The organism is Paenibacillus tianmuensis (assembly GCF_900100345.1).
Classification (GTDB): Bacteria; Bacillota; Bacilli; order Paenibacillales; family NBRC-103111; genus Paenibacillus_G; species Paenibacillus_G tianmuensis.
Map to the genome: position 1 here is coordinate 108,469 of NZ_FMTT01000006.1, position 13,506 is coordinate 121,974.

At 52.3% G+C, this 13,506-nt stretch carries 12 protein-coding genes; all 12 read right to left on the bottom strand.

Features of this window, described 5'->3' with window-relative positions; translation table 11 throughout:
* Positions 1–22: 22 nt before the first annotated feature.
* The gene (locus BLO51_RS06285; RefSeq protein WP_090668480.1) at positions 23–2,245 is read right to left on the bottom strand and encodes a heavy metal translocating P-type ATPase; all 2,223 of its coding nucleotides are present in this window, start codon (positions 2,243–2,245) and stop codon (positions 23–25) included.
* Positions 2,246–2,387: 142 nt separating this feature from the next.
* Complete coding sequence (nikR, locus tag BLO51_RS06290) at positions 2,388–2,852, bottom strand: nickel-responsive transcriptional regulator NikR (protein WP_090668482.1); 465 nt, start codon at positions 2,850–2,852, stop codon at positions 2,388–2,390.
* 238 nt (positions 2,853–3,090) lie between these two features.
* Entirely contained in the window at positions 3,091–3,534 is a 444-nt protein-coding gene (locus BLO51_RS06295) for a YlbF/YmcA family competence regulator (protein ID WP_090668485.1), read from the bottom strand.
* Positions 3,535–3,562: 28 nt separating this feature from the next.
* The gene (gene miaB, locus BLO51_RS06300; protein WP_090668489.1) at positions 3,563–5,038 is read right to left on the bottom strand and encodes a tRNA (N6-isopentenyl adenosine(37)-C2)-methylthiotransferase MiaB; all 1,476 of its coding nucleotides are present in this window, start codon (positions 5,036–5,038) and stop codon (positions 3,563–3,565) included.
* A gap of 97 nt (positions 5,039–5,135) precedes the next feature.
* Positions 5,136–5,705, bottom strand: coding sequence for a phosphate propanoyltransferase (gene pduL, locus BLO51_RS06305; RefSeq protein ID WP_090668754.1), 570 nt, complete (start codon positions 5,703–5,705; stop codon positions 5,136–5,138).
* 114 nt (positions 5,706–5,819) lie between these two features.
* Positions 5,820–6,686 (bottom strand): 2-oxoacid:ferredoxin oxidoreductase subunit beta, encoded by an 867-nt coding sequence (locus BLO51_RS06310; RefSeq protein WP_090668492.1) that lies wholly within the window; start codon positions 6,684–6,686, stop codon positions 5,820–5,822.
* Complete coding sequence (locus BLO51_RS06315; protein WP_090668498.1) at positions 6,674–8,425, bottom strand: 2-oxoacid:acceptor oxidoreductase subunit alpha; 1,752 nt, start codon at positions 8,423–8,425, stop codon at positions 6,674–6,676. Before BLO51_RS06315 ends, BLO51_RS06310 begins: the two co-directional genes overlap by 13 nt.
* 220 nt (positions 8,426–8,645) lie before the next feature.
* Positions 8,646–9,590 (bottom strand): dipeptidase, encoded by a 945-nt coding sequence (locus BLO51_RS06320; RefSeq protein WP_090668501.1) that lies wholly within the window; start codon positions 9,588–9,590, stop codon positions 8,646–8,648.
* Positions 9,591–9,706: 116 nt separating this feature from the next.
* A complete protein-coding gene (locus BLO51_RS06325; RefSeq protein ID WP_006286829.1) occupies positions 9,707–9,967 on the bottom strand; it encodes a stage V sporulation protein S in 261 nt (86 codons plus the stop codon).
* Positions 9,968–10,086: 119 nt separating this feature from the next.
* Positions 10,087–10,881, bottom strand: a complete 795-nt coding sequence (locus BLO51_RS06330) for a TIGR00282 family metallophosphoesterase (protein ID WP_090668504.1) — start codon at positions 10,879–10,881, stop codon at positions 10,087–10,089.
* Positions 10,882–10,979: 98 nt separating this feature from the next.
* The gene (gene rny / locus BLO51_RS06335; protein ID WP_090668507.1) at positions 10,980–12,524 is read right to left on the bottom strand and encodes a ribonuclease Y; all 1,545 of its coding nucleotides are present in this window, start codon (positions 12,522–12,524) and stop codon (positions 10,980–10,982) included.
* A gap of 253 nt (positions 12,525–12,777) precedes the next feature.
* A complete protein-coding gene (locus BLO51_RS06340; protein WP_090668510.1) occupies positions 12,778–13,485 on the bottom strand; it encodes a RecX family transcriptional regulator in 708 nt (235 codons plus the stop codon).
* Between the last annotated feature and the right edge of the window lie 21 nt (positions 13,486–13,506).

A 13,506-nucleotide genomic window follows, 5' to 3' on the forward strand; every position in this document is an offset into this window, starting at 1 on the left:
TCTTCGCTTGGAATGAAGGAAGTTACACCCGCTTCAGCCGAAGTGCGTTAACAATTACCGTCAAAGAGCTTAAAGCCATAGCCGTGCATGCCATCCATGGCGCCAGATGACCGCTTAAGGCCGCAGGAATCGCCAAAGCGTTATAACAGAAAGAGAATCCCATATTCTGATAAATATTTATCATCGTCTTTCGGCTGATCCTCACGGCATCAGCCATAGCTTTCAAGTCGCTTTTTAACAAATGCACATCAGCGGCCGCCTTGGCTACATCCGTCCCGTTACCGACGGCTACGCCGATATCCGCTGCCGCGAGCGCCGGCGCGTCGTTTACGCCGTCACCGACCATGGTCACCCGCTTCCCTTGGCTCTGCAGCCGCCGGACGAGCCCGAGTTTCTGGTCCGGAAGCATATCCGCATAATACGGCACATTTCCAAGCCGTTCCGCAACCATTTTAGCCGCCGCAGCATGATCTCCGGTCACCAGCCGGACGTCCATTCCCTGCTTTTTGAGCTGCCGCAGCGCCGATCCCGCCGTCGGCCGAAGCGTATCGGCTAGAGCGACAACCCCGGCTGGACGTCCATCCACCGCCACATAGATTAGCTGCTTCCCTTGGCTACGCAGAGGATCGGCAACCTTTTCCGTTTGCGCAAAAGGGACACCCTGCTCCTCCAGCCAACGCCGAGTCCCTGCGACGATCCCGCGTCCATGCACCTCCGCCCGGACCCCGCAGCCGGGAACGGCCAAGAAACTGCCGCAGTCAGGCACTCGCACTCCCCGCCTCTCGGCCTCTTCGACAACCGCCCGCGAGAGCGGATGCTCGGAGAGCTGTTCCGCACCCGCGAGCTTGCTCAGCAGTGTAGCCTGCGTTTCGCCTTCTGCGGCAATCACATCCGTCACCTTGGGTGTCCCGAACGTCACCGTCCCCGTTTTATCGAACAGAAGAATGTCCGTTTGATGAAGCCGCTCCAGTGCAGCCCCTTCCTTGTAAACGATCCCCTTCTGAGCGGCACGGCCCGATGCGACCAGAATGGATACTGGCGTCGCCAGTCCCAAAGCGCATGGACAAGCAATCAGCAGCACGGCAATCGCCTTCTCCAAAGCCCCGCCCGCAGCCCCCGGCTCGCCCATTCCGTACCAGTACAAAAAGGTGCACACGGCTGTAACGGCAATGACCGGAACAAACACCGCGGCAATTTTGTCGGCGACGCGCTGAATCGGCGCTTTCGCATTCTGTGCTTCTTCCACCATCCGAATCATCCGGGCTACCGTACTTTGACTGGTCGTACGCAGGACACGGATTTCCAGCACGCCGGAACCGTTCAAGGTTCCGCCGATGACGCGATCTCCTTTTCGCTTCTTAACCGGCACGCTTTCCCCGGTGATTAGCGATTCGTCCACCGCGGATATCCCTTGCGCGACGATACCGTCGAGAGGCACCCGCTCGCCGGGACGGACGCGGAGCAGGTCGCCCTCTTTCAACATGCTTACCGGGACCCGGCGTTCGCCGTCCGGGGTCAGCATGCTGGCCGTGTCCGTCTGGATCGCATGAAGCTGTGAGAGACTGTCCGCCGTACGCTTCCGGGCGGACGCTTCGATCCATCGGCCAAGCCATACGATCGTAATGATCATGGTGCTCGTATCGAAATAGTACGGGCTATGGTGCCCGCTCCCCATCATGGCATGCCCAGGATGAAACAACAAATAATGACTATACAAAAAGGCCGTTGACGTACCCAGAACAATCAGCACATCCATATTCGCGCTTCCGTTTTTCAAAGCTTCATAGGCCCGGATGTAAAAAGGGAGACCGAAACCGAACTGCACCGGAACGGCGAGTGCAAGCTGAAACCATGGGTTCGCCAGCAAGTCGGGTATCCAGGGCGAGGAAGAAGCAACATGATGTGGGACCATCGCCCAGAAGAAAGGCAGCGTAAAAGCAAGCGAAAGCAAAAACATAACCCGACTGCGACGAATTTCCTCGCTACTATTGCCGTTTATTTTCCCATCGGCCATATGCAGCGGACGGACGCCATATCCGAGTTGTTCGATCCGGGCTGCGACTTCCTCTGCCCGGACCCGCTTCGCGTCCAGCAAGACGACCGCCCGCTCCAAAGCAATATTGGCGCTGACCTCGGCCACGCCTTCCATTTTGCCTACCGCCTTCTCGATGCGTGCAGCGCAAGCCGTGCACGTCATGCCTGTAACATGCAGCGTAATCCGGCTCAAATCCGCTTGTCCGCTCATTCCCGTCTCACTCCATTCCGATTGAGGCCCCAGCAGCCGGTCATCGTTAAACTATATGGACGAGCGGCGATTTTCATGACAAAGAAACGCGGCCGCTTCTTTGTGAATTGCGAACAAAGAAACGACCGCCGTTTAAAGGTGGCTAGCTATGATGATGCTCCGCGGCATCGGCGTGCTCCTGTCCGGCCCCCCGCTCGTCCAAATACGTGACGGAAAGCTCAGCGTAAAGCACACCCTTCTGCACTTGAATCTTGTGCTGCAACTCCCGAAGCCTAGACAGTAGGCCGCGAACGACAATGATTTCAAGACATTGATCGTGATTCAGATGGACATGCATCGTCGAAATAATGTCGTGATGGTAATTATGCTGCAGCTCGATAAGCTGCAAAGGAAGATCGGCCGCATGGTGATCGTACACCATGACGATCGTCCCCGCTACGAGTTGATCGGCCTTCAAGCCGCCCGGCTCCAATAGCACTTTACGTACCAGATCCCGGATCGCTTCCGATCGGTTCGTGTAGCCTTGCTCCGTGATATATTGATCAAACTGCTTGATCAGTTCCTCTGGCATGGATACGCCAAACCGGGTCAATACGTCTTTCTCCAACGATCATTCACCTCAATCCGCACACTCTCCCGATTATTGTAGCACACCCGCCGCCCATACTGAATTCGGGCACAAATGAGCCCTTCCGCCAGCATTCGACGCAAAGGCTTCTTCGGCCTTATTATCCGGTGATTCCCCCACATGTTACCAGCCAAACACCGATAAAAAACCGGCCTGCCTCCCCTATCCGGGGCTGCACGCCGGTCCTCAAACTCACTGTGTATCGGTATAATTTTGTTTACTCGCTGCATCCCGAACGGGCTACGGTTCCTTGCTCCACCGTAATCGTATCGGAGATGGTATCGCGAATGACGCTCATAACGAGCTGAAGCAAGTAATTGATATCTTCCTGCGACTGTTTGAATTGGCTGACAATCGGGATCGAATCAAGCTGATCCTGCAGCTCGTCGATTTCCTTCTCGATTTTTTCAACCATCTTTTTATTGTCGAACGACTCGAAAGCGACGATTTCCTTCTGCTTCTTTTTGATAGCGCTAATCAACGTCTGGATTTGATCGTTTCCTGCAATTTGCTGCTCCGCCTGCTGGAAAAACTGCACCTCGTTCGAGGTAGCCAGCAGCCCTGCCAGCTCCTTAGCTTTATCCAAAATGTCTTCGCGCACGATCATTTCCGTATTCGTATACAGCTCCATGCCGCAATTCGTAAATTTCTGCTCTGCCATTAGGATTCGTCACGCCCCTGCAATCGATTTATTGAGCCACGGCTTCTCCGACCAATTCGCCTTTGATATAGAATGTCGGGGTTTCCGTTATTTTCACTTGGACAAACCGGCCTACCAGTTCCTTCGGCCCTTCGAAATGGACGAGCTTGTTCGTGCGAGTCCGGCCGGCCAATACGGCGGCATTGTTCTTGCTTTCACCCTCCACCAGCACTTCCAGCGTCTGTCCTTTCAGCCGCTCATTGCTCCGTTTGGCGTAGACGTTAAGCACGTCGTTCAAACGAATGAGACGGTCCCGCTTCACCTCATAAGGCACGTTATCCTCCATGCCCGCCGCCGGCGTACCTTCCCGCGGTGAGTAGATGAACGTAAAGGCGCTGTCGTAGCCGACTTCCTGCATAAGCGAGACCGTTTCCTCGAACTGCTCATCGGTTTCGCCCGGAAAACCTACGATGATATCCGTCGTCAGCACGACATCCGGAATCGCCTTTTTGATTTTGGCGACCAGCTCCAGATAATGCTCACGCGTATATTTGCGGCTCATCCGCTTCAAAATCTCGTTGCTGCCCGACTGCACAGGCAGATGGATATGCTCCATCAGGTTGCCTTTCTTAGCCAGCACCTCGATTAAGCGGTCGTCAAAATCACGCGGGTGCGACGTCGTGAAGCGGACACGCGGAATGTCGATCTTGCGGACTTCGTCCATCAAATCGCCGAGCCCGTATTTCAAATCGTCGAAATCTTTGCCATAGGCGTTTACGTTCTGGCCGAGCAGCATAATTTCCTTGAAGCCCTGACGCGCCAAGTCGCGTACTTCGGCAATCACGTCCTGCGGAAGGCGGCTGCGCTCCTTGCCCCGCGTATACGGCACGATACAGTACGTACAGAACTTATCGCAGCCGTACATGATGTTGACCCACGCTTTGATGCCTTCGCGCTTCTTCGGCAGGTTTTCGATGATGTCGCCTTCCTTGGACCATACCTCGATCACCATTTCCTTGCTGAACATCGCTTCCTTCAACAGGAACGGCACACGGTGGATGTTGTGCGTGCCGAAGATTAGATCGACGAACGGATGCTTCTTCAAAATCCGGTTCACGACCGATTCTTCCTGCGACATACAGCCGCACACGCCCAGGATCAGCGATGGCTTCTCGATCTTCAGATGCTTGAGATGGCCGAGCTCCCCGAACACTTTATCTTCAGCATTTTCCCGTACGGCACAGGTGTTGAGCAGAATGATGTCCGCCTGCTTGCGGTCATCAGTGGACCGGTAGCCCATCTGTTCCAGCAGGCCTTTGATCGTCTCGGTGTCGTGCTCGTTCATTTGACAGCCGTACGTTTGAATCAAGTAATACTTGTCCTTGCCGATCTCACGCATCTCTTCCGGGATGTCGAAATCGTAATGCACTTGAATGTCTTCTTTCCCCCGCTTCTTCGCATCGCTGAGAGACGGCGGCTGGAAATATATCGAGTAATCTTTTTCGGATTTATTTTTTGTCGTCATGAAATGAATTCCTCCTGAAGCTTGCATATGCTGCAAAGATCATACCTTTCATTATATCATGCTTGCAGCCTGCATTTCAAAGAAATTCATGGATGGGTTACGCTAAAATAACCCCGACATCACCGGTTTTAATTCCGGCTGCGTTCGCTTCGTCCGTATCGATATGCATGTCCAACGCGAATTGATCGGATACCCGGGCAATCACATGCTCAAACGTTACGCCACGCTCTCCTTCGACGCGCACGGTAAGCTCCTGTTTATCCGCAATGCCCCACTTGGCCGCATCGTCCGTATGAAAATGAATATGACGCGCCGCTACGATCACGCCCGCTTCCAGTTCCACTTCACCGGCCGGTCCGATGACCTTAATCCCCGGCGTACCGTCGATATGGCCGGACTCGCGTACGGGCGGGTTCACCCCGAGAGCGAACGCATCGGTACGAGATATTTCAAGCTGGGACTTGCTGCGGGCCGGTCCCAAAATGCGAACCTTATCGAAACGGCCTTTCGGTCCGACGACCGCGACCGTTTCCTCGGCAGCATACTGCCCCGGCTGCGATAATGCCTTCATCTCCTTTAATTCATACCCTGCGCCAAACAGCAAAGCGATATCTTCTTTCGACAAATGAATATGTCTGGCGGAAACGCCGATCGGTACTTGTTTCATGTCCATATGCCCCTCTCTTATGCAAAAGATTCCATGAAGCTCAAATCTATTATACCCGCACGGCATAAAAAAAGCATACGGCCCAGGGCCATATGCTTAAGAAATTTCGGAAAATTATTTGAATTCCGCCACCAATTTTTCAAACTCTTGCTCGGTGATGTTAAGATTTTGCTTCGCAAGACCTTCAGGTTTGAAGCCTGCAACCATATCCTCGTAGCTTTTTCTGCTCTTGTCTTGATAAATAAGTCCCGTCACGAGGCTGTTGGTTTCCATGATTTTGGTCATGGCTGCCACACGATTGGAAGCATCGTAATCCGGCGTTTCTTCCAGATCGACGATATGCTCTTTAAACCACTCGTACGTGTTCACTTTGTTGAACGTGACACACGGGCTGAATACGTTGATGAAAGAGAAGCCTTCATGCTTCATGCCTTCTTCGATCAAGGAAGTCAGCTGTTTCAAGTTGCTGGAGAACGATTGACCGATAAACGTAGCTCCTGCAGCCAACGCTACTTCAAGCGGCGACAATGCGGACTCGATGGAGCCGGACGGCGTCGATTTCGTCTTGAAGCCCTCGGCGCTGCGGGGCGACGTTTGGCCTTTGGTCAAGCCGTAAATTTGGTTATCCATAACGATATAGGTGATGTTGATGTTACGACGGATCGCATGAACCGTATGACCCATCCCGATCGCGAAGCCGTCGCCGTCGCCGCCTGCGGCGATGACGGTCAGCTCGCGGTTAGCCATTTTGAGACCTTGCGCGATTGGCAACGAACGTCCGTGAACACCGTGGAATCCGTAAGCGTTGATGTAACCGGAAATCCGGCCGGAGCAGCCGATCCCCGAGACAACCGCAAGCTGTTCTGGTTCCAGACCGACATTGGCAGCCGCTCTTTGGATAGCCGCTTGCACGGAGAAGTCGCCGCAACCTGGGCACCAGTTCGGTTTGATATTGTTACGGAAATCTTTTAACGTTGCCATACAAGGTTCAACTCCTGACAGTATTTAGTGATTTCGGCAGGCAAGAACGGATTACCGTCATATTTCAACATGCTCTTAATTTTATCGGCGTAGCCAACGTTCAGCTTAATCAAGGAAGCAAGCTGACCCGTAGCATTGTTTTCAAGAACAACGACCGTTTTCGCTTTTTCCAGGTACGGCTTGATCTCTTCCACCGGGAACGGATGCAGCAAACGAACGGTGATGTGGTTCGTTTTCATACCTTTGTCGGCCAGACGGCGTCTTGCTTCGTCAATCGTGCCGCCCGTGGAGCCCATACCGATAATGAGCAGATCCGGCTCTTCATGAGGAGCGTCAACCAGAATCGGATTGGTGACTTTCATGTGCTTCATTTTGCCCAAACGTTTGTCCATCATTTTCTTGCGGTTAACCGGGCTTTCCGACGGACGTCCGTCTTCAGAGTGCTCAACCCCGGTTACATGGTGGATGCCGTATTTTTGACCCGGCAGCGAACGCTTGGAAATCCCGTTCTCGGTGAATTCGTAGCGTTTAAACATTTGGTTCTCGCCCGGAGCAGGCAGTTCGCCGGTTTGCAGCTCGCCGCGTTTAATCTGGATTTTATTGTAATCGAGCAATTCGCTTGATTGTTTACCCAAGGAAAGCTGCAGGTCCGTCAGCAAAATAACTGGTACCTGATATTCTTCTGCCAAGTTGAACGCTTCGATCGTGTCGTAGAAGCATTCTTCGATGGTCGAAGGCGACAGAACGATTTTCGGAATTTCACCGTGCGTTCCGTGAATCATAGCAAGCACGTCGGATTGCTCCTGCTTCGTCGGAAGTCCCGTACTCGGACCGCCGCGCTGCGTATCGACGATAACGACAGGCGTTTCCGTCATACCGGCCAAGCCGATCGCTTCCATCATCAAGGAAAGACCAGGGCCTGCGGAAGCCGTCAGGGTGCGAACGCCGCCGTAGTTGGCCCCAATGGCCATCGTACATGCTGCGATCTCATCTTCGGTTTGGATAACCGTCCCGCCGAATTTCGGCAGCGTCTTGATCAGGTATTCCATAATTTCGGAAGCCGGCGTGATCGGGTAGGCAGGCATGAAGCGGCAGCCTGCGGCGACTGCGCCGAGAGCGATAGCGTCGTTGCCGATCATGAAAAGCTTTTGCTTGCCGTCGGCAGGCTCCAGTTGGAATTCAGGCAGCGGACCGCCCGTCAATTCGAGAACGAACTCGGCAGCTTTGCGAACCGCTTCCACGTTTTTCTCCACCACGGCAGCGCCTTTACGGCCAAACTCTTCTTCTACTGCTTTATTAAACACTTCAAGCGGCAAACCAAGCAAAGCCCAAGATGCGCCGGAAGCAGCCATATTCTTAAACAAGGAAGTGCCAAGCTCTTCCGCAATCGCCGTAATCGGCACCGGGAACAGTCTTGCTTTCACGCCTTCCGGAACGACCGGATTAACCTTTGCGTCGGCGATGATTACACCGTTCTCGCGCAGCTCGTGCGCATTCACATCAATCGTTTCTTGGTCAAAGGCCACGAGAATGTCCAAATCGTCGGAAATGGAGCGAATCGGCATCGTACTGATTCTGATTTTATTGTTTGTGTGGCCGCCTTTGATCCGCGAGGAAAAATGACGGTACCCGTACAAGTAGTACCCCAGTCTGGTCAATGCCGTGGAAAAGATTTTGTCGGTACTTTCCACGCCTTCCCCCTGTTGTCCTCCGACCTTCCAAGATAATTGGCTAATCAACGTTGTCCACTCCTTTTAAATTCGCTGACATGCAGCAAAACCATAAACTGTAAAGATTTCATATAAAAAAAATCTTTCAGTTGTCTCATCAAATTCTATGACTAATACACGTAAAAAGCAAGGGTTTTCGACAAAATGCATAGATAGCTTTTTTAGATCAAATCCATATCGATTAGAGAATAATTTAGTTGTCTTGTATCTATAAATCAGATGTTAACTTTTAATGAATCGGCAAGTGACGATGAAGGAACGTAAACCAGTTGCGGTACATGAACCCTCTCACCAGCTCCTCCGGAAACTGTCTAAGCAAAGCTTCCGTCAGATACGGGATCTTCCCCGCATGCTCCAGTCCCGGGATCCATTGATCGATGCCGTCAAAATCCGATCCGAACACAAGCTGACCGCCGCCCCCCAGCGAGCAAATATGCTCAACATGCTGCAGGACGCCGTCAATAGAAGCTTGACGGCCTTGGTGTACGAACCAGGGAACGAATGTTACACCGATGCGTCCGTCCTGCCGGACAATTTCCCGGATCTGCCCGTCGTTCAGATTTCTCGGATGGCCGCACACGGCCCTTGCATTGGAATGCGTCGCCACGAACGGCTTGGCCGAAGCCGCCGCCAAATCCCAGAACGCCGCCTCGGACAAATGGGACGCATCCAATAGCATACCCAAATCGTTGCAGTCTTTAATAAACGTTTTGCCGCGCTGCGTAAATCCGCCCTGCCTTGGCTCAAGCACCCCATCTGCCGCCCAATTGGCGTAATTCCATGTCGCTCCGATCATTCGGACGCCCAGATGGTATAACGTCCGAAGATATAAAGGGTTTCCCTGCAATGCATCCGCGCCTTCGAGCGTGAGCATCGCTCCGGTCTGATTGCCCGTCAGGACCGCTTCCAAATCAGCGCGGTTTTTTACCTGCCGCATGCGCGGGTCCCGCATCACTTTCTGATAAAAAATATTTATATATTCCAAGTAATGGTCAAAATGCGGCTGAGTTATACGTTCAGGCAAGTAAATCGCAAAAAATTGCAGTTTTACGCCCCCTTGCGCCATTTTCGCATAAGATACGTCCAATGCGTTCGCATGAGGATCGAAGAAATCAATGGCCGGGTTCTCAACCATCTTGAGCAAAGCATCACAATGCCCGTCGATAACATACATCAGCTATCCCCTCCTCGGGAGTAGGCTTGGCTGGGCCAAAATGAAACAAAACCAAAAAAACCTGTCTACAAAAGTAAACAGGCGCTTTGGTCATTCGGTTATAAGCTGCAAAGCCATTATCTCGGTTCTACAATCAGCTTAATGGCTGTCCGGTCTTCGCCGTCGATGACAATATCGGTAAATGCTGGTATGCAGATCAAATCAACCCCGCTGGGAGCCACAAATCCTCGCGCGATGGCTACGGCTTTGATCGCTTGGTTGAGGGCCCCTGCCCCGATGGCCTGGAGCTCAGCAGCCCCGCGTTCACGCAATACTCCAGCCAACGCGCCTGCGACGGAATTTGGGTTGGATTTTGCTGACACTTTTAATACTTCCATGAAAAGTACCTCCTCGGGAATGATGATTGCTTCCAGTACTAATCATATTCTAGGAATTTGCGGTTAATTCCTTCTACCCGAAGATGGTATTTTCAAAAAAATTTGAATTGTCCGTCAATTTAATCAAACAAGATCGTTTCTTCATCCATGCGAATCAATTGAATCTTTTTTCCGAGCCCTGTAGCCAGGTCCAATTCCATGCTGACGGCATGAAAATGCCATTTGCCTTCATCTACGACAAAGCGGACGGGAAGCTGGGTTTTAAATTTTTGCAGCACGGCGTTCCGCTCCATCCCGAGAATACCGTCCCGCGGGCCGACCATGCCTACATCCGTCACATAAGCCGTGCCTTGGGGCAGCAGCCGTTCGTCGTTCGTCTGTACGTGTGTATGTGTCCCGACGACGGCGGATACTTTGCCGTCCAAATGCCAGCCCATCGCCAGCTTCTCCGAAGTCGCTTCAGCATGGAAATCCACAAAGACGTACTTCGTTCTCTTTTTAGCTTGCTCTACCAGCTCATTCGCTTTCTCAAACGGACAGTCGAGCGGAGGCAAAAAGGTGCGTCCCTGCAAATTGATGAGGGCTAGCTCGATGTCTTTTACTTTGATAAACGTCATCCCTTTTCCGGGCGTTCCCTTCGGGAAATTGGCCGGCCGAACCATTCGGTCTTCCTTGTCGATAAAATCGAAGATTTCTTTCTGGTCCCACGTATGATTGCCCATCGTGATCCCGTGCACGCCAAGCTCGAAGAAGTCTTTGGCGATAGCAGCCGTGATGCCCCGCCCTGCTGCCGCGTTCTCTCCGTTCGCGATGATCCAATGCGGGTTATATTTATTTTTGAGGGTCGGTAAGCACGTTTTCAACGCTTTGCGGCCGACCGAACCGACAATATCTCCAATGAACAGTATTTTCATCGGACTCTCCCCCTACCTCACTTTAAATTTACTGCAACTTTCCGCTGAATTAGAGAGGGAAGTGGCAAAATCGCCACTTCCCTCTGTCGTGTATGCAATTATTTGGCGTATTCTACAGCACGCGTTTCCCGAATGACCGTGACCTTGATGTGACCCGGATAATCGAGCTCGCTTTCGATTTTCTTCGTAATGTCTCTTGCCAGTCGGAATGCCTCGGTATCGTCCACCTTCTCAGGTTGAACCATTACGCGCACTTCGCGTCCGGCTTGGATCGCATACGATTTCTCGACGCCTTCGAACGATTCGGAGATCTCTTCGAGCTTCTCGAGCCTTTTGATGTACGTTTCGAGCGTTTCCCGGCGCGCGCCCGGTCTTGCTGCAGACAGCGCATCAGCCGCGCCGACCAGCATAGCGATGACCGAAGTCGCCTCACAGTCGCCGTGATGCGAAGCGATACTGTTAATGACCACCGGATGCTCCTTGTACTTCTTGGCGATCTCAACGCCGATCTCGACGTGAGAGCCCTCCACTTCGTGATCCAGTGCTTTCCCGATGTCATGAAGGAGACCGGCACGTTTCGCCAATGTCACGTCTACTCCGAGTTCTCCTGCCATCAGTCCGGCGAGGTAAGCCACTTCCATGGAATGCTTGAGCACGTTTTGACCGTAGCTTGTACGGAATTTGAGTCGGCCCAAAATTTTGATCAAGTCGGGGTGAAGACCATGTACGCCGGTTTCGAACGTTGCTTGCTCCCCGTATTCGCGGATCCGCTCGTCGACTTCCTTTCGGGACTTCTCGACCATTTCTTCAATGCGGGCCGGATGGATTCGTCCGTCCGCTACAAGCTTCTCAAGGGAAGTTCGGGCGATTTCCCGACGAATCGGGTCAAACCCGGACAAAATGACGGCTTCCGGCGTGTCGTCGATGATCAAATCGATACCGGTGAGCGTCTCCAAGGCCCGGATATTGCGGCCTTCGCGGCCGATAATCCGGCCTTTCATCTCCTCATTCGGAAGCGCTACGACTGATACGGTCGTTTCGGCCACATGATCGGCCGCGCAGCGTTGAATGGCGAGTGTGATGACTTCTCTAGCCTTTTTGTCGCCTTCTTCTTTGGCTTGCTGTTCGATTTCCTTGATCAATTGAGCGGTTTCATGGCGAACTTCCTGTTCTACGTTGGTCAAAATGATTTGTTTGGCTTCGTCCATCGTCAACGCAGAAATTCGCTCCAGCTCGGCAACTTGATCTTTATAAATCTGATCAATTTGCGCTTGGGTTTCTTCGATTCGTTTCTCCTTGTTGGCGACCTGCTCCTCTTTTTTCTCAAGAGATTCTAATTTTTTATCCAGCGATTCCTCTTTTTGCAACAATCGTCTCTCTTGTCGTTGAGTTTCATTTCGACGGTCACGAATGTCTTTTTCAGCTTCGGTTCTGAGCTTGTGAATCTCGTCTTTCGCCTCCAGAACCGCTTCTTTCTTCAGTGCTTCTGCCTCTTTACGGGCATTTTCCTTGATCTGCTCGGCAGCATGTTCAGCACTGGAAATCTTCGCCTCTGCAAGGGACTTGCGGATAAAATAACCGATCCCGAAGCATAGAACACCAACAACGAGAACGACTATGATCCAGATGACTGTCGTAGGCATCCAGTTCACCTCCTCGTTGTTTCTCCAAGGGGTAAGCTTGGGATAATCAGGTTGTTTAATCCATTCTACAAGCGCTAGTAAAAAGTAAAAATTGGCGATTTTACTTTGTTCGAATCTTCCTCAGGCTGCTCAGGAAGATTCTGTGTATCGCATTCACATAATTATTTTATCTTTTGATAAAGAAGCTTGTCAAGGTGTTGGGTCCGAATGAGTCGATATTCCGTCCGTCGCTTGATTACGTTTTCCATATTTGCTAGAATTGCTCTTCTTCCGGGAACATCTCTTCGTCCCAATCCCCTTCCGGTCCTTTTCGAGGCAAACGCGCCAGCACTTTGCTAACAACCTTCCCCGGATAACCCCGGCGCTGAAGGAAGCCGGCAATTTTCCGCCTGGCCTTCACCGGATCCTTCTCCAGCTCTGAACGATACCGTTTCGAGGCAAGACTGTACGCCATCGCAAATTCCGTTTCTTCGTCCACCTGCTCCATCGCCGCTAGAATATGATCTTTGCGAATCCCTTTTTGCTGCAGCTCCTGCTTGATCCAATGCCGCCCTTTTTTTTGCGATTCAAGACGCTGCTTGGCGAGCTGCTCGGCAAATTGCTCGTCGTTCAAGTAGCCTTCCTTCGCTAAACGCTCGACCGTCGATGCCGTGATTTCCGGCGTATACCCTTTTTGCTTCAGCCGGGCCTTCATTTCGTGTTCGGACCGGAGCCGGCTGGACAGCAGACGGATTGCGTCCAAATAAGCTTTTTGCGCCTCGTCTTCGGCCAAAATCTGCTCAAGCCGCGCCGCTTCAACGGCTTCGCCTTTGAGCAGCCTGTGCTTGATCATCAAATCCTCATGGACCGAGAACGCAAAGGTCTCGTCGATATAAATGTTATAACGGTGCGGCCCCTTGCGCTGCCGTTCCACCTTCGTAATCAGCCCCGATTGAAGCTGCGGCCTTTCCTGCTCGGTCATGAATCCAAGTACCTCCCTTGA